Source organism: Streptomyces sp. NPDC058864, assembly GCF_042742985.1.
GTDB lineage: Bacteria > Actinomycetota > Actinomycetes > Streptomycetales > Streptomycetaceae > Actinacidiphila.
This window is the reverse complement of the sequence record NZ_JBHYMQ010000061.1, coordinates 1-19,394: the sequence shown is the minus strand read 5'-3', so window position 1 is coordinate 19,394 and position 19,394 is coordinate 1. Positions and strand designations below refer to the sequence as shown.

Annotated in this window: 14 protein-coding genes; all 14 read left to right on the top strand. The window is 69.1% G+C overall.

The features are described from left to right. The first annotated feature begins 71 nt into the window (after positions 1 to 71). The 14 genes from ACFW3D_RS32505 (at position 72) to ACFW3D_RS32440 (ending at position 19,056) form a co-directional block, all read left to right on the top strand. On the top strand, positions 72 to 1,088 hold the full coding sequence (locus tag ACFW3D_RS32505; RefSeq protein ID WP_500510354.1) for a zinc-dependent alcohol dehydrogenase family protein: 1,017 nt from the start codon (positions 72 to 74) through the stop codon (positions 1,086 to 1,088). Between the two features lie 79 nt (positions 1,089 to 1,167). Further along, complete coding sequence (locus ACFW3D_RS32500; protein ID WP_500510353.1) at positions 1,168 to 1,578, top strand: (R)-mandelonitrile lyase; 411 nt, start codon at positions 1,168 to 1,170, stop codon at positions 1,576 to 1,578. A gap of 887 nt (positions 1,579 to 2,465) precedes the next feature. Next, on the top strand, positions 2,466 to 3,413 hold the full coding sequence (locus tag ACFW3D_RS32495) for a hypothetical protein (RefSeq protein WP_500510351.1): 948 nt from the start codon (positions 2,466 to 2,468) through the stop codon (positions 3,411 to 3,413). Positions 3,414 to 3,507: 94 nt separating this feature from the next. Continuing rightward, positions 3,508 to 4,476, top strand: a complete 969-nt coding sequence (locus ACFW3D_RS32490; protein WP_500510349.1) for a sugar phosphate isomerase/epimerase family protein — start codon at positions 3,508 to 3,510, stop codon at positions 4,474 to 4,476. A 140-nt stretch (positions 4,477 to 4,616) separates the two neighbouring features. After that, on the top strand, positions 4,617 to 7,925 hold the full coding sequence (locus ACFW3D_RS32485; protein ID WP_500510347.1) for a PQQ-dependent sugar dehydrogenase: 3,309 nt from the start codon (positions 4,617 to 4,619) through the stop codon (positions 7,923 to 7,925). Between the two features lie 280 nt (positions 7,926 to 8,205). Further along, positions 8,206 to 9,372 (top strand): ROK family protein, encoded by a 1,167-nt coding sequence (locus ACFW3D_RS32480; RefSeq protein WP_500510345.1) that lies wholly within the window; start codon positions 8,206 to 8,208, stop codon positions 9,370 to 9,372. 664 nt (positions 9,373 to 10,036) lie between these two features. Continuing rightward, a complete protein-coding gene (locus ACFW3D_RS32475) occupies positions 10,037 to 12,034 on the top strand; it encodes an AfsR/SARP family transcriptional regulator (RefSeq protein ID WP_500510342.1) in 1,998 nt (665 codons plus the stop codon). Positions 12,035 to 12,301: 267 nt separating this feature from the next. After that, positions 12,302 to 13,075: an SDR family NAD(P)-dependent oxidoreductase gene (locus ACFW3D_RS32470; RefSeq protein ID WP_500510340.1), complete on the top strand. Its 774-nt coding sequence runs from the start codon at positions 12,302 to 12,304 to the stop codon at positions 13,073 to 13,075. Between the two features lie 188 nt (positions 13,076 to 13,263). Beyond that, the gene (locus tag ACFW3D_RS32465; RefSeq protein ID WP_500510338.1) at positions 13,264 to 13,863 is read left to right on the top strand and encodes a molybdopterin-dependent oxidoreductase; all 600 of its coding nucleotides are present in this window, start codon (positions 13,264 to 13,266) and stop codon (positions 13,861 to 13,863) included. Beyond that, a complete protein-coding gene (locus ACFW3D_RS32460; RefSeq protein ID WP_500510337.1) occupies positions 13,833 to 14,588 on the top strand; it encodes a ferredoxin reductase in 756 nt (251 codons plus the stop codon). Before ACFW3D_RS32465 ends, ACFW3D_RS32460 begins: the two co-directional genes overlap by 31 nt. 307 nt (positions 14,589 to 14,895) lie before the next feature. Further along, positions 14,896 to 16,302: an FAD-binding oxidoreductase gene (locus tag ACFW3D_RS32455; RefSeq protein WP_500510335.1), complete on the top strand. Its 1,407-nt coding sequence runs from the start codon at positions 14,896 to 14,898 to the stop codon at positions 16,300 to 16,302. Between the two features lie 547 nt (positions 16,303 to 16,849). After that, on the top strand, positions 16,850 to 17,314 hold the full coding sequence (locus ACFW3D_RS32450; protein ID WP_500510333.1) for a DUF5709 domain-containing protein: 465 nt from the start codon (positions 16,850 to 16,852) through the stop codon (positions 17,312 to 17,314). A gap of 60 nt (positions 17,315 to 17,374) precedes the next feature. Then, the gene (locus ACFW3D_RS32445; RefSeq protein ID WP_500510331.1) at positions 17,375 to 17,740 is read left to right on the top strand and encodes a transposase; all 366 of its coding nucleotides are present in this window, start codon (positions 17,375 to 17,377) and stop codon (positions 17,738 to 17,740) included. A gap of 602 nt (positions 17,741 to 18,342) precedes the next feature. Then, on the top strand, positions 18,343 to 19,056 hold the full coding sequence (locus tag ACFW3D_RS32440) for an RNA polymerase sigma factor (RefSeq protein ID WP_500510329.1): 714 nt from the start codon (positions 18,343 to 18,345) through the stop codon (positions 19,054 to 19,056). Positions 19,057 to 19,394: the final 338 nt, after the last annotated feature.

Sequence of the window (19,394 nt, the reverse complement as noted above, 5' to 3'; positions counted from 1 at the left end):
CCCCGGTAACTACGGCTACGGCGGCCCGCAGGCCGCCTCAGGCCCCTGTCAACAACGTAAGGACTTTCCTGATGCGCGGAGCAGTGATCCACGCCCCCGGCGATGTGCGCTTCGAGACCCTGGACGACCCGAAGATCCTCAAGCCGACTGATGCGGTCATCCGCACGGCCGTCACCTGTGTGTGCGGTTCGGACCTGTGGCCCTGGCGCGGCCTGGACGCCACGGTCGAGGCGCACCCGATGGGGCACGAGTACGTCGGCTTCGTCGAAGAGGTGGGAGCGGAGGTCACCGCGGTCCGGCCGGGCCAGTTCGTCGTGGGATCGTTCGCCACCTCGGACAACACCTGTGCCAACTGCCTGGGCGGCTTCCAGTCCAGTTGCCTGAACCGTGAGTTCATGAGTACCTGCCAGGCCGAGTACGTGCGCATCCCGAACGCTCAGGGCACCCTGGTCGCCACCGGCGAGGTGCCGGGCGAGGAGTTCTGGCCCAGCCTGCTGGCCGTCTCCGACGTGATGGGCACCGGCTGGTACGCCGCCGACGCCGCCCAGGTCAAGCCCGGCTCCACGGCTGTAGTGGTCGGTGACGGCGCGGTCGGCCTGTGCGCGGTGATCGCGGCGAAGGAGATGGGTGCGGAACGGATCATCGTGATGAGTCGCCACGAGACCCGTCAGAAGCTGGCCTTGGAGTTCGGTGCCACGGACATCGTCACCGAGCGGGGGGACGAGGGCGTCGCCCGGATCAAGGACCTCACCGGAGGCATCGGCGCGGACTCCGTCCTTGAATGCGTCGGCACCGCCCAGTCCATGCGGCAGGCCCTGCGCTCGGCCCGGCCCGGCGGCAACGTCGGCTTCGTCGGCGTCCCCCACGACGTCGCCGTCGACGGGGAAGAGCTGTTCTACTCCCACGTCGGCCTTCGCGGCGGCCCCGCCCCCGTTCGCCGCTATCTGCCCGACCTGATCGACCGCGTCCTGTCGGGGCGGATCAACCCGGGCAAGGTCTTCGACCTCACCCTGCCCCTGGAACACGTCGCGGAGGGCTACCAGGCCATGGATGAACGCCGCGCCATCAAGACCCTCCTCAAGCCCTGACCGGTCACACGTGCCCCAACGGGTGAGCGGCAGTTCGACCATGCCGCTCACCTGTGGCCTTCACAGAAGTGGAACTACCTTGAAGATCACCCGAAGCTCCATCAACACCGTCAAGGGCCCGGCCGACTGGTTCACCGGCGACGTCTATATCGACGCCGTGGCCGCAGCTCCCGCGCCCTCGCGGGTCAGTGCCAACCTGGTGCACTTCATGCCCGGCGCGCGCACCCACTGGCACCGCCACCCGCTGAGCCAAACCGTCTTCGTCACCGAAGGGATCGGCTTGTGCCAGCGCCGCGGCGGACCCATCGAGGTCATCCGCCCCGGCGACCGCGTGCTGTTCGAAGCCAACGAGGAGCACTGGCATGGCGCAGCGTCGAACCGGCTGATGGTCCACCTGGCCATCAACGAGGGCGACGCCGACCACGACGTCGTGCACTGGCTGACTCCGGTGACCGATCAGGAATACACCGCCGCGCCTAGCACCGACTGACGCCGGCCCTGAACCGACGTCCACGGCACTGATGCAGGAGAACGGCTCTGTCCCACATTCGATGGTTACGCTGGGTCTTGCCGGCTGCGCGGAGTAGTAGCTGCCGACTGGGGCTGAACCCGGCGCGCACGCGCCTCGTCGACGACCCCACTGAGAACTGCGCGGCGGCCGCGCCGCGGGCATGCACGCGCCGCGCAACACCGTCGCCCACATTGACGCGAGCAGCCCCGCCTTCCGGCGCAGAGGCGGATCGTATACATCGCAGCGGCCCATGACCGGGGCGGACCGGCCGGGAAGGCCCGCGTGGGGGAGCGGCAACCAGGTCACGTGCCCGGCGGGTCCGGTCGGTCCGGCCCGCAAGGCGTGCAGACCGAGAGGTGCCGTGGTGGCGGCAGAGGCACGGGCGCCGGTGATCCACGATCCGGTCGGCATGAGCGCTCCTGTCAGGGATGACGATGGTGCGTGGAACCGCTGACTGGGTGGCGAAGCGTCACGAGCGTGCGGCACAGCGTCACCCCTGTCAAGGTGCTATCCAACATTCCAGCGGATTCAATTCGCGTATGACGGCGATCTTTTGACGGTTCGACAAAAAGATTTTGATGACTCCGTCCAAAGCTCTGGACACCACTGGGGACCCGGATTAGCGTTCGAGCCGATCGACGCGATGTTGCGTCGACGTAACGCCAGTGCCGGCCTTGCAGTCCACCCCGCTTGCCGGGGCCGTATGTGACGCGTCCTCACCGCCGTTGAGAGCCGAGCTCCCGCCCGCCGCACGTAGCGGCATTCCGTCGTAACAGTTGTCCCGCACTCCGCAGCACCCCGCCGTGGCGGGGGTTCCCGGCCGCGGCATGTCGCCGTGGCCGCAACCGCAGCAGAAGGGAAGCTCCATGAAGATCCGTTACTACCTCGTTGCAGCTTCGTTGGTGGCCTCGGGAGGGCTGGTCACGATTGCGGCGCCCGCGCAGGCGGCGCTGACGACCACCTGCGTGGGAGAAGGCGGAGCCGTCACCGTGAGCGGCGCCCTCGTGGTGCCGGCCGGCGCGTCGTGCACGCTGACCGGTACGAAGGTCAAGGGCACGGTGACGATCGAGGCCGGCGCCGACCTCGTGGCGAAGGGCGTCACCTTCAGCAGCACCGTCGCCGTCGGGGACAACGCCTACCTGGACATCACCGACAGCACCGTCAAGGGCGCGGTGACCGAGCAGGGGGCCTTCGGCGTCCATGTGCAGAACACCACCGCCGGCGGCATCTCGGCCGTCGAAGGCTTCCTGTACAGCGTCGACGCCACGGTCAAGGGAGACATCAGATCCTCCGCGGGCGAGCTGTACATCTCCGGCACCACCGTCTCCGGCGCCGTCTCCGGCGACGCGAACCTCTACACCGACGTGTACGACAGCACGGTCTCCAAGACGCTCACCGTGAAGGCCAACACGCTCGGCGGAGTCCTGTGCGCCAGCGAGGTCGAGGGCGACACGGCGTACCAGAACAACTCCGACACCCTCCAGCTCGGCGGCGACGGCCCGCTCAGTTCCTGCGCGCAGGCCACCTACCTCGGCGGCGACCTCGCGGTCACCGGCAACAACGCGAACGTGGTCTTGGACAACACCATCGTCCGCGGCAAGCTCTCCGCCACGGACAACAGCCCCGCACTCCAGGTGGGCGAACTGGCCCGCGTGCGCGGCGGGATCGCCGCGACCACCACCGCCCCCTCGGCGTCGCTCGCCCGGGCGGCCAAGGCGGCCCCGCAGGACCGCGGTGAGGACCTCGCCGCGAAGGCGGCGGCGCGTACCGCTCAGGCGAAGGCCGAAGCGGCTGCCGAGGGCACCGGTCTGTGATCCCAGCCCGTCCACGGGCGGACAGCGCTCCGCGCCGTCAGCACCACACACCTCACACCCCACTCTTCTTCGCCGCATCCATCAAGGAGTGACCGTGGGCCACCTGGACAAATCCTTCGACCGCAGAGACTTCCTGCGGGCCACCGCCGGCGCCACCGTGGCGGTCGCCGCCGCCTCTGTCGTCGGCGCCGCGACGGCGCCGTCCGCCTCCGCCGCGACCAGCATCCTGTCCATCCCGAAGGACCGGATCTCGCTGCAGCTCTACAGCGTCCGCGACAAGGTCAGCTCGCTCGGCTTCAGAGTCGTCCTGGAGGAGATGGCACGCATCGGCTACAAGGAGGTAGAGTTCGCGGGCTACACGCAGAACACCTCGATCCTCGGCCGGCAGATCACGCTCCAGGAGATCCGGCAACTGCTCGACGACAACGGCCTGAAGGCGATCGGCAGCCACGTCGGCATCGGGGACCTCCGCAACAACCTCCAGGCCCAGCTCGACGCGGCGCAGATCCTGGGCATGCCGCACGTCGGCACCGCCAACGCACCGTCGAACTCCAACACGGTCTCCGGCTACCTCGCCGCCGCGGAGGAGTTCAACGCCTGGGGGCAGGCCGCGGCGGCCCGCGGTCTGAAGCTCTACCAGCACAACCATGCCGGAGAGTTCGCCTTCGCCACCGACCAGCCCTCGGTCCGGCTGTACGACGTCTTCCTGCGCAACACCGACCCGCGCTACGTCTACCTGGAGCTGGACGTGTACTGGGCGTACGTGGGCCAGCACCGCTGGCCGGGCTTCGACCCCGCGGCCTACGTGCGCAACCAGCCCTACCGGTACCCGCTGTTCCACATGAAGGACGGCGCCGCCAACTCGAGTGCGGACGGCTACTCCATCGTCGAGTTCGGCGCCGGCGTCCTGCCGTACCAGCAGTTCATCCGGGACATCGGGGCCCGCGGCAGCCACGTCGGCATCTGGGAGCAGGACACCGCACCCAACACCCAGCCCAACCCGCCGGGTTCGTTCGGCGCCGCGCAGCGCAGCTTCACGGCCCTGAAGGGGCTGCTGGCCTGATCGCAGGCACCCCACCGGGCCCGGCCCGCCGTTTGCGTACCGCTGCCACGGCGCAACCGGCGGGCCGGCCCGGCTGCGCACCTCCTGACCGGCACAGACCAAGGAGACGCATCACTGTGTACCGTACCCTGAGAGGCCTCATGGCCGGGGTGCTCCTGGCGTCGCTGCCCATGCTGGGCGGCCTCGCCCTGGCACCGGCTGCGCAGGCGCAACCGGACGACGCACTTGCGGCGCAGGCGGGCACGGCCGCCGCCGACCCCGCCGTGGACTGGTCGAACTACGAGAAGGCCACGCTCAGCAAGGACACCGGCGAGCCGATCGACCTCGCCGTGCTGCCCGATCTGCGCGTCCTGCACACCGCCCGCAACGGCGATCTGCGGATGACCGACCCGGGCACCGGGATCACCAAGGTCGTGAACCACCTCGACGTCTACCAGAACTCGGAAATGGGTCTGCAGACCGTCACCCTCGACCCGGACTTCGCGACCAACCACTGGGTCTACCTCTACTACTCGCCGCCGCTGAGCACTCCCGCCGGTGCGGCCCCCGAGCGGCTGCCGGCCGGGCAGACCGACGCGTACTGGAAGCAGTGGGAGGGCTACGACGTCCTCACCCGCTTCAAGTGGACGGGGGACAAGCTCGACCTGTCCACCGCGCAGGAGATCATTCGCGTCACCACCAACCGCGGTCAGTGCTGCCACGTCGCCGGCGACGTCGACTTCGACGCGCAGGGCAACCTCTACCTGTCCACCGGCGGCAACACGCCCGCGTCCGGGCCCAATGTCAACGGCTACACCCCGATCAACGACGCGGCCACCTACAACCCCGGCCTCGACGAGCGCCGCGGCTCCGGCAACACCAACGACCTGCGCGGCAAGATCCTGCGCATCCACGTCCAGGACGACGGGAGCTACACCATCCCGCCGGGCAACCTGTTCCCCGTCGGCACGGAGAAGACCCGACCCGAGATCTTCGTGATGGGCCTGCGCAACCCCTACCGGATGACGGTGGACAAGGCCACGGGCGCGGTGATGTGGGGCGATTACGGCCCCGACGCCGGAAACGCCGACCCCAACCGCGGACCGATGGGCTACGTCGAGTGGGACACCACCACCACGGCCATGAACAGCGGCTGGCCTTTCTGCACCGGTGACAACACCCGTCCCTACCGGGACTTCGACTTCGCCACCCTCACCCCCGGCCCCGCCTTCGACTGCGCGGCGCCGGTCAACGACTCCCGGTGGAACACCGGCCTCACCGAGCTGCCCCCGTCGAGGGCGGCCACCTTGTGGTACGGCGACCGCGACACCGACCAGCCCTGGCCGGAGCTCACGGCCTTCCGCGGTCCCGGCGGCCCCGGCGGCCAGGCCCCGATGGGCGGCCCGGTCTACCACTACGACGCGGACAACCCTGCCCCGGGCAAGTTCCCCGCCTACTGGGACGGCAAGGCCTTCTTCGGGGAGTTCTCCCAGGACTACGTCGCCGCCCTGACCCTGGCCGGCCCGGACGGACCGGTGACCAAACTGGAGAACGTCCTCCCCAACAGCCAGCGTTCCGCGAACGGCATCCCGCCGTGGGACAACCCGATGGACCTGGAGTTCGGCCCCGACGGCGCGCTCTACGTCCTCGACTACGGCGACGGCTTCTTCCGCCAGAACCCCGACGCGGGCCTCTACCGGATCGACTACGCCGAAGGCAACAAGGCCCCCACCGCGGTGATCAGCGCCAGCCCCTCCTCGGGCCAGGCGCCGCTCACCGTCTCCTTCAGCGCCACCGGATCCAGCGACCCGGAAGGTGCCGCCCTCACCTACCAGTGGGACCTCGACGGCGACGGCACTTTCGAGACCACCGGCCCCACGGCCAGCCGCACCTATCCCGACAACGGCCAGCTCCGGGCCCGCCTCAAGGTCACCGACCCCGAAGGCAAGACCGGCCTGACCAGCAAGCAGATCACCGTGGGCAACACCGCTCCGACGGTGGCGTTCACCTCCCCGCCCAACGGCGGCTTCTTCACCTGGGGCGACGTGGTGCCGTACGCCACCCGGATCGACGATCCGGAGGACGGCACCAACGTCGACTGCACCAAGGCCGCCTGGACCCTCGGCCTCGGCCACAACCAGCACGGCCACCCGGTGACCAGCGGGACCGGGTGCTCGGGGGCGATCACCACCCCGGCCGACGCGGGCCACGGTGACACGGAGAACGTCTTCGGCGTCCTCGGTCTCACCTACACCGACCGGGGCGCCGGCTCGGTACCCCCTGCCACCAGCGACGCCCAGGTCGTCCTCAACCCCGCTCTCATGCAGGGCGAGCACTACGACTCGTCCCAGGGCGTCGTGATCACCGATGACGTCACCGCGTCCGGACAGCGCAAGCTGACCGCCTTCGACGCCGGCGACTGGATCGGCTACGACCCGGTGTCCTTCGCCGGGATCACCGGGGTGCAGACCCGTGCCACCGGCGCCGGAACCCTGTCGCTGCGCTGGGGCACACCCAGGTCCGACCCGTTCGCCACGATCACGGTCCCGGCGGGTGACGGCTGGCAGACGATCAACACGGCACTCAGCGACGCTCCCGCCGGCTCCGGGCAGCTCTACGTCACCTCCTCCGGCGGCGTCGAGGTCGACTCCTTCACCTTCCAGGGCTCCGGTATCGCCGACAGGACCCCGCCGACGGCGACGGCGACCCTCAACCCGGCGCAGCCCACCGGCAGCAACGGCTGGTACACGGGCAATGTGTCGCTGACCGTCAACGCCACCGACAACGGAGCCGTCAAGAGCCGCGAGTACTCGCTCAACGGCGGAACGACCTGGCTGAGCGCGAACAGCGCGGTCACCCTCTCCACGGAGGGGATGAGTTCCATCCGGTACCGGGCGACGGACACGGCCAACAACATCTCCGCGATCGGCACCATCGCCGTTCGGATCGACCGGACCGGACCCGCGGTGACGGTCACGGGCGTGACGGCCGACACCGCCTACGGCGACTCCCAGCGCCCGACGCCGGCGGTCTCGGTCACGGACGCCGTCTCCGGAGGGCCCACCGCGACCGCGACGCTGGACGGTACGCCCGTCACCCCGGGCCAGCCACTGCTGCTATGGCGGTTGCCACTGGGTGACCACGACCTGGTGGTCACAGGTCGTGACGCGGCGGGCAACACCACCACTCGCACGGTGCACTTCACCACCCGCACCTCCTTCGACGAGATGGACACTCTGATCACCCAACTGCGCGCCGAGAACCGGCTGACCGAGCAGGGCCGGCAGCGGCTGACGGTCCGGCTCGACCAGGCCCGGGCGCATGCCGACGCAGGGCGCACCAACCAGGCGGCCGCGGTCCTGGACCAGGTCGCGCAACTGGCCCGGGACACCTCACTGGTGACCGACGCGACCGCGCGCACCGCTCTCGCCCGCGATGCCCTCGCCGTGAAGGGAGGCCTGGCCGGCTGATGCGAAGGGTGCTGCCCGGCCGTCACGCCGGGCAGCACCCTGCATGCGGTTCCAGGGCCCACCAGCGGCCGTCGCCGGACGGCGGCCGCCGGGCCCTGGGAGTGTGTCCACATGCCGGCGGTCCCGGACCGGGATTCCGGTCGGGTAACGTCGCGGCGCACCGATCCTTTCTTTGTTTCTGATTTAACTTTCGGCGATTCATGCGAAAGCCATTGACGCTTATGACGTAACGCCCCTAACGTTTTGTCACACATGCGGCTGATAACGGGGAAGTGAGCCTGTGACCATCCAGTACCGCGCGCTGAGCCTGTTGCGCGACCTCGGGCCGCTGTCACGCGCGCAGCTGTCCGACCAGCTGGAAGTGGCGAGGCCGAGGCTGCTGGCCGAACTCGACCGCTTGATCGCCGCCGGAAAGGTGCTCGAGGCGGGGCCGGCCACCTCTCGAGGCGGACGCCCTTCCACCCTCGTCCAACTCGATCCCGGAATCCGGTTCGCGGCGGTGGACCTCGGGGCCAGCTCGATCGACATCGAGATCACCGACGGAGGACTGGAACCGATCGCCTCCTATGCCGAGCCGGCCGATATCCGCAAAGGTCCGCGCGCGGTCCTGGACAGGGTCAACGAACTCCTGAACGACATGGCGGACCAGGCCGGGTGCGCGCAGTTCAACTCCATAGGCATCGGCCTGCCGGGGCCGGTCAGCTTCAAGGAGGGGGTCTCGGTCTCCCCGCCGATCATGCCGGGCTGGGACCGCTTCCCCGTCCGGGACACCCTCACCCGTGCGCACGGCTGCCCGGTCGTGGTGGACAACGACGTGAACGTGATGGCCCTCGGCGAGCGGTACGCGGGGGTCGCCAAGACCGTCGACAACCTGCTGTTCGTCAAGATCGGCAGCGGAATAGGCTGCGGTGTCCAGGTCAATGGCCAGATCTACCGTGGGTCGGAGGGATCGGCAGGCGACATCGGCCACATTCAGGTCGAGGCCGAGGGTCCGGCCTGCTCGTGCGGCAGAACCGGCTGCCTGGAGGCCCTCTTCGGCGGTGTGGCCCTGGCCCGGGACGCCACCGAGGCCGCCCGTTCGGGGCAGTCGCCGGCGCTGGCCGAACGCCTCGCCGCGGAGGGCGTCCTCACCGCCGTGGACGTGGCGGAGTGCGCGGCCGGTGGGGACGTCACGTGCGTCAACCTGATCCGGGACGGCGGCCACCGGGTGGGGCAAGTCCTTGCCACGCTGGTCAGCTTCATCAACCCGTCGATGATCGTGATCGGCGGCGGCGTCTCCGGCCTCGGCCATCTGCTGCTCGCCGAGATCCGCAGCGTCGTGTACAAGGGCTCGCTGCCGCTCGCCACGGGGAACCTGCAGATCGTGCTGTCGGAACTCGGCCCGCGCGCCGGAGTCGCCGGCGCGGCACTGCTGGCCAGCGAACTCGACTTCCAGCGACATCTCTGACCGACAGGACGGATGTGCCGGCCGTCCCGGCCCCGGTACTGAGCCCCAGCGGCGTGGCGAGAGCCTGCTCCGGCGTGCGTCCTGGTCCTCGCCTGATTGAGCGGACCCAGGAGTACGCCACCGTGCCGCACGGGCGTCTCCGCGCAGGTTCCCGAGGGCGGAAACGGCAAAAAGGACTGTACGGTCCATATGTTCCCGTTCGGGAGCGCATTTCGAGGGCCGCCGCCGACGTGATGTACGTCAAGGGCGTCGCGACATGGCGATCGGCCATATCGAGGCCTGCGCCGTGCCCGCTGTGGAGGTCAATCCGGCCGAGGGTGCTGCCGGGGGGCGCTGAGTCGGGCGAGGCAACGTCGAGAAGTCCTGGTGCCGTCCCCGCGGGCGGTTTCGTCGCGGTCTCCGTGTCGACCGGACATTACTGCTTCCGGACGGGTGGAGGCGCCCGGGGGTGTGAGAGGCGGGAAGACGCTTTCGTCCACCTGTCCGAGTCCGCTGCGATGCGCCAAAGTGGCTTCCACCTGCAGGGGAGGCGTGCGCCCTCACTCCAAGAATGGACGATTTGGTCCCGAAAATCGGTCGGACCTGCGGTATGTTTGAGGGCGGCGGTCCCCTGCGGACGGCCGAGCGGTGAAGTCTCACAAGGATCTCCAGGGCGGTATTCACCATGCACGCAGGCGTCGAGTTCTCAGTGCTCGGCCCAGTCCGGCTGCACAAAGAGGGGGTCGAGGCCGGAGCCGGCCAGCCGAGGCAGTGCGCCGTGCTCGCTTCGCTGTTGTTCCGGGCGGGCAGGCCTGTAAGCCTCTCAAGACTGGTGGAGGACGTGTGGGGCGACGACGCCCCACCGTCGGCCGTGGGCTCTGTGCGCACGTACGTCTACCGGCTCAGGCAGGCACTGGGGGAGCACGCCGACAGCTCCGTGGGTCGGGTCGACGGGGGCTACCTGCTGCGCATCCGACCGGACGCTCTGGACCTGAACAGGTTCAAGGCGACGATGGCGAGGGCGAGGGAGGCCCGCGGCGCCGGCGAGCTGGCGTCCGCGGCGAGTCTGCTGACGGAGGGCCTCGAGATGTGGAAAGGAGTGCCCCTCGCGGGGGTCCCCGGACCGTTCGCGGACCAGCAGCGCAGCGTCCTCGGCGAGCTGCGCCTGGCCTGTTCGGAGGAGCAGCTCGCCTGCGACGTGGAGAGCGGGCGCTACACCGAGGCCGTCACAGAACTGTCTGCCCTCCATGTGGAGCACCCGCTTCGAGAGCGCATATGCGGCCTCCTCATGACCGCGCTCTACGGCGCTGGGCGGCAGTCCGAGGCCTTGACGATCTACCACGCGACCAGCCACCTGCTGCGTCAGCGCCTCGGCGTCAGCCCGTCGCCGGAACTGCAGGACATCCACGAGCGCATCCTCTCCGGCCGATTCCAGCTGCCACCCAGCGCCGAGCGCCCGAAGGGCGCGACACGGACGCCTCGGCCTTGCGTCCCGGCTCAGCTCCCGGCCGCCCTGCCGAGCCTCGTCGGTCGCGAGAGTGAGCAGGGGCAGGTCGAACGCTTGTTCGCCGATGCGGGGGCGTCGTCCTCTGTGGCCGTCTGCGCGGTCGGCGGACTGGCCGGCGTGGGCAAGACGGCTTTCGCCATCACCGTCGCCCACCGTCTGGCCGACCGCTTCCCCGACGGCCAGCTCTTCGCGGACCTGCAGGGAGCCGGACCGGAGGCGGAGCCGCGGGACCCCGCGCACGTGCTGGAGGGCTTCCTGCAGTCCCTGGGGGTCCGCCTCGAGGACATGCCCGAGACCGCGCAGGCACGAGGGCACATGTTCCGCGGCCTGCTGGCCAACCGGCGAGTGCTCGTCGTGCTCGACAACGCCTGGAACACGGACCAGCTGAAGCATCTCCTGCCCGGAAGCCCCGGCTCCATGGCCCTTGTCACCAGCCGCATGCAGCTGCATGCGCTCGTCGCTGCCCACCAGGCGCTGCCCCTGACACTCATGCCCCTGAGCCTGGGCGACGCACGCACCCTCCTCGCGCAACGACTCGGCGCAGCGAGGACAGCGGCCGAACCGGAGGCCGTCGACCGGATCATCCGGCTGGCCGGGCAGCTCCCCTTGGCCCTGGCCAACGTCGCCGCCCGCGCGGCGTATCGGCCGCAGCTGCGTCTGGCGAGCCTGGCCGACGAGTACGAGGCGCCGGAGCACAGCACCCTGGACCCCTTCGCGAGCGAGGAGGACCAGGCGCTCGATGTCCGCGCGTCCATCACCCGCTCGTACCGCCTGCTCGACACGGAGACAGCCGCGCTCTTTCGCGACCTGAGCGCCTGTCCGGACCCTATGTTCGCGGCATCGCAGGTCGCGGACCTGGCCGGACGGCCCGAGGGCCGGGTCCGCCAGGTCTTGTCGCGCCTCACGCGAGCACACCTCGTCTCGGAGATCGGCCCGGGCCGGTACACCTGGAACCGGCTTGTGGCCGCGTACGCAGCGGAGCAGGCAGGGCGAGGGTTATGCGACCGGGGCAGGGCGGCCCGTTCACAGGGCGATCAGGGGCCGGCATCCAGATTGCTGTCACAGGCACCTGCGGAGACGACGCCACGGCCGGTAGCCGGGACCGAGCAGTTTCCGAAGTGGGGGTATGCGCTGTCGGGCGGTGTGCATCCCTGCGTGCATCCGTACGTGCGGTAGCGGCCGGGGCCCAGAGCGGGCGCCGCCTTGGTTGCAGCAGACCGTACAGCGGCTTTGCGCAGTTTCCGCGCGGCAGTACGCAGAAGACCAGAGGCGGCGGCAGGCAGGACGAATCCACGCAGCTCCCGTTCGCCGGACCGCGGGCCGCCGCGATTGGCGCCGTAGATGCCTTGTAGAGCTGCTGTAGATCCTGTCGTGGAAGGCTCGAACTCACACAGGCAAGCACACAGGCAAGTGGTGTTCGCCGCTCAGTGGAGAGTGATTCGTATGGCCACGGACTTCGAAGGTAAGAAGATCGTCGTGATCGGTGGCGCCAGCGGCATGGGCCTCAAGGCCGCCGAGGACGTGATGGCGGCCGGCGGCAGCGCGGTGATCGTCGGCCGCCCGGGTCGGAAGCTCGAGGACGCCGTCGCAAGCCTTTCGCGCTCCGGCAGCGCATGGTCGATCGAGGCCGACCTGGCGGACTGGGACCAGGTCGTCGAGGCGCAGAAGCAGTTGGCGGAGGACCACCCCGACGCCACCCTCCTCGTCAACTCGGCAGGGTTCTTCCTGCCCAAGCTCTTCCTCGACTACGAGGTCGCGCATTACGACTCTTACCACGACCTCAACAGGGCGACGTTCTTCCTGACTCAGACCGTCGTCCGGGCCATGGTCGCCGGCGGTCAGGGCGGCGCCATCGTGAACGTGGGGAGCATGTGGGCGCACCAGGCCCTCGCCGTGACACCGTCATCGGCCTATTCGATGGCCAAGGCAGGCCTGCACGCCCTTACGCACAACCTGGCCATCGAGCTCGCCAGCGAGGGCATCCGCGTGAACGCCGTGGCTCCTGCTGTCACCAGGACGCCCCTGTTCGAGAAGGTCTTTCCCGCGGGCCAGTTGGACGATGCGATGGACCAGCTGAGCGGCCTGCACCCGCTTGGCCGGGTCGGAACCCCGCAGGACGTGGCCTCCGCGATCGTCTTCCTCCTTTCGTCGGCCTCGAGTTGGATCACAGGCGCCATCCTCAACGTCGACGGCGGAGTTATGGCAGGCCGCTACTAGATGTATCTCTCACGCCCCGCCCGCGGCGGCCACCTGACACCTGCCCGGGCGGGGCGTGACCCACGAGACCGCCGCTCGAATGGCCATCTTCCGCCGCGCCGGTACAGGTAAGAAGTCGCCTCCGCCGGGCGCTTACCTCCGATGGGACCCGTAGGGGCCCACTGGACGAGACAGGGACGGTGACGAGCATGGCGTTGATATCGCGTGGCTTCCATGGGCGAAGGCCGCCGGCCGGTACGAAGCTGCCGCCCGGGCAGTACGAGACGACTGGCTTTCCGGTGCTGTCTGCCGGGCCCACTCCCCGCATCCGGCAAGAGGACTGGAAGCTGTCCGTGACCACGGAGGCCGGGAAGCAGCACGTGTGGGACTGGGCGGGCCTGATGGCATTGCCGGCGGAGTCTCCCACCGTCGACCTGCACTGCGTGACGAAGTGGTCGAAGTTCGGCACCCAGTGGCAGGGCGTGTCGCTGGACGTGCTGCTCGCGGACGTGGAGACGGCGGCAGAGCACGTCCTCGTCACCTCGTACGGCGGCTACACCACGAACATCCCCCTCGCCGACCTGGTCGACGGCAAGGCATGGATCGTCCACGGCTACGGAGGCAGGGACTTGACCCCCGAACACGGTGGCCCCGCGCGGCTGCTGGTCCCGCACCTGTACCTGTGGAAGTCCGCGAAGTGGGTCCGCGAGATTCAGCTGCGGCAGAGCGACGTGCCCGGCTTCTGGGAAAGCGCCGGCTACCACAACTACGGAGACCCATGGAGAGAACAGCGGTACCAGGGAGACTAGGCGACCGACTCCGTTGGCGGACCGCCGAGGTGACGGGGCGGCGCGTGGAGTCGTCGACGGCCGTCACCCTGGCACTGGATGTGCCGGGCTGGCCCGGGCACCTGGCCGGCCAGCATGTGGACGTCAGGCTGACCGCGGAAGACGGCTACAGCACCCAGCGCAGTTACTCGATCGCCTCGGCCCCCAACGGCCGGAACCTCGAGCTGACAGTCCAGCGCACGCCAGGCGGGGAAGTGTCGCCCTACCTCGTGGACGAGCTCGTGCCCGGCGACCGGCTGGAGCTGCGCGGGCCCGTCGGCGGCTGGTTCATCTGGAGGCAGCAGCAGACGGAGCCAATCCTGCTGGTAGCGGGCGGATCAGGACTCGTGCCTCTCATGTGCATGATCCGCGCACGGGAGGCGGCCGGCAGTCGGGCCCCATTCCGGTTGCTGTACGCAGCGCGGACCCCGTCGGACCTGCTGTACCGCTCGGAGCTCCGCCAGGGGGCGCCGGGGCTGGATACGACGTACCTCTACAGCAGAGAAGCCCCGGAAGACTCACCGCGCCCGCCGGGGCGCATCGCCCCCGAGGACTTGGTGCGCGGCGGCTGGCCCCCCGATTTCGAGCCGACCTGTTACGTCTGCGGGCCCACGGGGTTCGTCGAGAGGACGGCTGCCTACCTGGTGCTCCTGGGACATGCACCGGAGCGAGTACGTACCGAGCGCTTCGGCGACAGCGGAGGCTGAGGCGGCGTCCGTGGAGGGCGGCAACCAGATGTGGCCCTGTCCGAAGGCCGCGCCGGTGATGTGACGGTCGCGACGAGTACTGGCCCGCTGCCCTACTGCCCCGTCCCGGGATTGCAAGACGGTCCGGGTGCCGGCCGGCCCTCGGGGCACCCCAGGGGGGGATTCTTAGATTATAGATGTAATGCATCCGCTTATCGCCTGCACGTCAGGTATACGGCCCTGCCGGCACCAATGCAGCGCCGACTCGCACGCGCGGGACTCACGGGCGACCGTCCGTCGATCCTGCGGCACAATTTACGAGGAACTCATGACCTTTGACGATCCGTTCAGACCTGTGTCGCCCGTTGAGGCGGCCGAACTCGCGTCGCTGGTGGGCGGTCCGGTTCTGCTGCCCGGCGAGGAGGGGTACGAGGCCGAGTGCCGGATCTACAACCTGAACGTCTCCCTTGAACCGGCGCTTGCGGTCGGTGCCGTCAACGCGGCCGACGTACGGGCGGCGGTGCGTTTCGCGGCCCGTGAGGGCCGGCCTGTGACGGTGAAGACCACGGGGCACCAGCAGGTCGACCCTGCCCGGGGTGGTGTTCTGATCAGTACCCGGCGTATGAAGGGCGTCGCTGTCGATGCCGGCCGCAGATGTGCACGGGTCGAGGCCGGTGTGATCTGGCAGGAGGTGATCGACCGGGCCGCCGAGGTGGGCCTGGCGCCGGTGAGCGGCTCGGCTCCGCTGGTGGGTGTGGCCGGTTACACCCTCGGGGGTGGACTCAGTCCGGTCCTCGGCCGGAGCCGGGGATACGCGGCGGACCATGTCCGATCATTGGAAGTGGTCACCGCTGACGGCGAGTTGCGGCATGTCACGGTAGGCAGCGATCCCGAACTGTTCTGGGCCCTGCTGGGTGGGAAGGGCAATTTCGGCGTTGTCACCGCGCTGGAGTTCGACCTGTTCTCGCTGACCCGCTTTTACGGCGGGGGTATCTACTTCTCCGGCGAACATCTTGCCGAGGTGCTGCACGCCTGGCGTACCTGGCAGTCGGACATGCCGGAGGAGATGTCCTCCTCGGTGGCCGTGCAACGGCTCCCTCCGTTGCCTGAGTTGCCTGAGCCGCTGCGAGGAGCGTTCGTGGTGCACGTGCGCATCGCCTACCTCGGTCCGGTGGCCGAGGGCGACCGGCTGATCGCGCCCCTGCGCGCGGCCGCCCCGGTGCTCGTCGACACGGTGGGTGAGATGCCCTACACCGCCATGGGAGCCATCCACATGGACCCACCGACGCCGATGCCCTACTACGACCGCACCACGATGCTGCGCGAGTTTCCCGCCGAGGCGGCCGACACGCTGGTCGAACTGCTCGGCCCTGGATCGGGCTCCCCGTTGGTGAGCGTCGAGATCCGCATGCTCGGCGGTGCGCTCGACCGTGAGCCCGCGGTGCCCAATGCCGTCTCCAGCCGAGGGCTTCCGTTCGTCCTCTTCGGCTTCGGCGTGGGCTCTCCGGACCAGGCCGGGTTCCTCGGCAGCGCACTCGACGAGGTCATGAAGGCGATGGAGCCTTGGTCGGACGGTCGCAGAGTGGTGAACTTCCTCTCCGTCGAGGAGGCCACCGACCCCGAGCGGTTGAGCGAGGTCTACGGCGCGGAGCGCTACCGGCGTCTGACCGCCGCGAAGAAGGCATACGACCCGACCAACATGTTCCGGGTGAACCACAACATCCTGCCCGGCTGACGGGGGACGGGGCCCCGGGGGCCGGACTCATTTGTCCGCCCCCGGGGGGCGCGGCGTGCATCCCGCGCGGGCGGCGATGCGGCACCGCATCCGCGCCGCGCCCGGGGCGAAGATGTCGTACCGGCCACCTCGCCCCGGGACACAGTGCCTTCCCTCCGCCACCTCGCCACCGACCTCGGCCGTACCCGCAACACCGCGGCCAACAGGATGATCACGTGGCCGAACTTCGCGTGCGACCGCCGATCGATCCGGCGCCCCTTGCCGCGCCCTGATCCCAGGCAGCCCCGACCTCGCCGCCTTTCCTCGTGCACCCTGGCTGAGGGCCACACGCCGCGCCCTGGCCCTGGCCCTGGCTCCCGAGGACGCGCCCCCTCGGCAGGTCGAGCAGGCACCCGCATCGGAAGGGCCGCCGGCTTGCTGCCCGGGGTGACCATGCCGGATAGACGTCGCGTCGATACCGGGCCGCTTGAATGGTCTTCTCCCGCCGCGCCGACACCGAGGCGCCGACACCGAGCCGTCACGGGGCTCCGACTGCATGGAGGCCGTAATGACTTCACCAGACAACCCCTCGCCCTACGAAGACCTTGCCGCCTCCAACCCCCTGCGCTCGCAGGAGGAGTACGACGAGGACGAGCTGGGCGAGGACGTCCTGGACCGGGGCTATTCACCCGCCGACAGGCCCCTCGCCGTCTACGACTGGGGCGTCACCGCGCGGGAGGGCGCCTCCCACGAGGACCTCGCGCATCGACTTGGGCGCGAGCTTCCGGAAGCCGGCGAAGCGGAAGAGGGTGACGGGCTGGGCGACACGATCGGCACGGACGGAGAGCTCATCGACGACCAGGTCGGCGACGAGCGCGCGGGACGTCTCCTCGGCTGGGACACGGACGTCCTCACTGCGGGATACGACGGCGACGACTACTGGGCGCGGGACGTGGGCATCGACAACGGTGCCGCCTCCGCCGAGGAGGCGGCCGTCCACGTGGTGCCCGACTCCCCAGGGGCTCCTGAGTGACTGCTGGTCCAGCTGGAACGTGCCGTCGAACGATAGTGCCTGGTAGATCATGGTTGGGTCATGCGTAGCCATGAACGGTCCGATGCCGAGCGGGAGTTCGTGCGGCCGCTGCTGCCCCACGCTGAGTCGAGGCGGAAGCGGCGGGACGACCGGATGATCCTGAACGGGATCGTGTGGACGTTCCGGACCGGGTCCGCCTGTCGGGATGCGCCCGAGCGATACCGGTCCTGGGCCCCCTTGCACACGCGGTTCCGTCGGTGGGCGGCCGACGGCACCTTCGATCGGATGCTGAGAGCCCTCCAGGCGACGGCGGATGTCGCCGGTGCCGTCGACTGGATGGCGTCGGTCGAGGCCCACCAGCAGGCCGCCGGGACCCGAAAAGTGGGCTCCGCAGCCCGGGACTCGGACGCCCGAGGGGCAGCCTGACCAGCAAAATCCACCTGGCGTGCGACGGCCTGGGCCGACCCCTCGGCTTCACGATCACCGGCGGCAACGCCAACGACTGCCCCCAGGCCACCGCCGTCATGCACGCCATCCGCGTGCCCCGGATCGGACCAGGTCGGCCCCGGATCCTGCCCTCGCACGTCACCGGCAACAGAGCTGTAGAAGGCCGGCCATCCGCACCTGGCTGCGTGAGCGGCGCATCGCCCACACCATTTCCGAGGGTCACTTTCACCGCGAGATCGCGGAAGCGATGGGGACAATGTGGGCGCCGTGATGTCATGCATCTCCAGGCAGCGCCGGCAACTCGGCTGCCGCCTATTGCCGCACACGCCCGCTGCGCGCAGCGTGACCGCCCGCAACCGGCCCGGAGGGTCGAAGGCCTCCACGGTTGTAGCCAGTCGCGACAGTACGGGAAAACGCGTCCCACGCTGCGCGCGAGCCGCTCGTCGAAATGCACCGTAACCCGTCCTTAAGTTCTTGGGATACGGGCGTGGCGAGAGAGAAAACAGCGATTTCGCGTAGACGGCCCGTAGATGGTCACGTGATTGGCTTGTCCGCACAAGAGGACCTGGGGACTGAGGACCATGCACTGTGCAGGCATTGAAAAATCGTGCCACCCTGCTCCGGACGCACAAGCCGGAACGAGCGGCAGCACCCCGGCAGCAGGACTCGCCACGAGCCGAGGGCAACTCGACCCGGAATCCGCCGCATGGGTGGACGCGCTTGAGGGCGGTCGCGGGCCGCAGTACGAACAGGCCTGCACGCGGCTTCACGAACTGCTGGTGCGGATCGCCATGGACGAAATGTTGCGCCGGGGACCCCGATACCGAATTGGCGGTCCCGAGCTGAACGATCTCGCCTACCAGGCGGCAGCCGACGCACTGATGAGAATTACGAAAAAAATTCAGCAATTTCGAGGCGAAGCCAGGTTCACCACATGGGCATTCCGATTCGTCGTACTCGAAGTTTCCAACGTGCTGGGCCGCCACTTCTGGCGTGTTTCAAGCACCCGGCTGGACTTTGACGAATTGGCGCAAGTGTCCGACCGCTCCGGTATCGACCCAGCAGGCCACTGTCAGGCGAGAGAGCTGGTCGAAGCCACGCGGGACGCGGTCGAGACAGCACTGACCGCCCGCCAGCGGCGTGTCTTCACCGCCGTCATCAACGGGGTTCCCCTGGAAACGCTGGCCAGTGAGCTGAAGACGAACCGCAACGCGCTTTACAAGACGATGTTCGACGCCCGTAGGAAACTGCGGGCCCGGCTGATGGCCGGCGGACATCTCAGCGCTGCGGGCTGAATGCGGCAGCAACGATCTCGGCCCGTGACTCTCTACCTGGTTTGGCAGGCGGAAGCGCGAATTTGCCGAGGTATTCGGCGAGGGACTTGAGGATTTCGTCGGCGGCCTTGGTCAAGACGAAGGATCTGGGGATTTTGTTCCAGCCGTCGATCCACCTCCGCAGGCCGATCCACCCCTCGGCCTGGGATCCAGGGAGAGCCGGTAAGCGCGCGCGAGGAACAACTTCGTACCCCGTCAGGGCACTGACGTTTTCTCAGCGGTGATCATTTCCAGGTTCCGTTGAGGACGAGGGCGGCGCGGGCGATGTCGCCGATCCGGCTCGGGCTGAGGGTGACGTA

Excerpts from the sequence above, each read along its gene's own strand:
- ACFW3D_RS32505 (WP_500510354.1), top strand. The coding sequence starts at position 72 with ATGCGCGGAGCAGTGATCCACGCCCCCGGCGATGTGCGCTTCGAGACC.
- ACFW3D_RS32495 (WP_500510351.1), top strand. The coding sequence starts at position 2,466 with ATGAAGATCCGTTACTACCTCGTTGCAGCTTCGTTGGTGGCCTCGGGA.
- ACFW3D_RS32485 (WP_500510347.1), top strand. The coding sequence starts at position 4,617 with ATGGCCGGGGTGCTCCTGGCGTCGCTGCCCATGCTGGGCGGCCTCGCC.
- ACFW3D_RS32475 (WP_500510342.1), top strand. The coding sequence starts at position 10,037 with ATGCACGCAGGCGTCGAGTTCTCAGTGCTCGGCCCAGTCCGGCTGCAC.
- ACFW3D_RS32470 (WP_500510340.1), top strand. The coding sequence starts at position 12,302 with ATGGCCACGGACTTCGAAGGTAAGAAGATCGTCGTGATCGGTGGCGCC.
- ACFW3D_RS32465 (WP_500510338.1), top strand. The coding sequence starts at position 13,264 with ATGGCGTTGATATCGCGTGGCTTCCATGGGCGAAGGCCGCCGGCCGGT.
- ACFW3D_RS32460 (WP_500510337.1), top strand. The coding sequence starts at position 13,833 with ATGGAGAGAACAGCGGTACCAGGGAGACTAGGCGACCGACTCCGTTGG.
- ACFW3D_RS32455 (WP_500510335.1), top strand. The coding sequence starts at position 14,896 with ATGACCTTTGACGATCCGTTCAGACCTGTGTCGCCCGTTGAGGCGGCC.
- ACFW3D_RS32450 (WP_500510333.1), top strand. The coding sequence starts at position 16,850 with ATGACTTCACCAGACAACCCCTCGCCCTACGAAGACCTTGCCGCCTCC.
- ACFW3D_RS32445 (WP_500510331.1), top strand. The coding sequence starts at position 17,375 with ATGCGTAGCCATGAACGGTCCGATGCCGAGCGGGAGTTCGTGCGGCCG.
- ACFW3D_RS32440 (WP_500510329.1), top strand. The coding sequence starts at position 18,343 with ATGCACTGTGCAGGCATTGAAAAATCGTGCCACCCTGCTCCGGACGCA.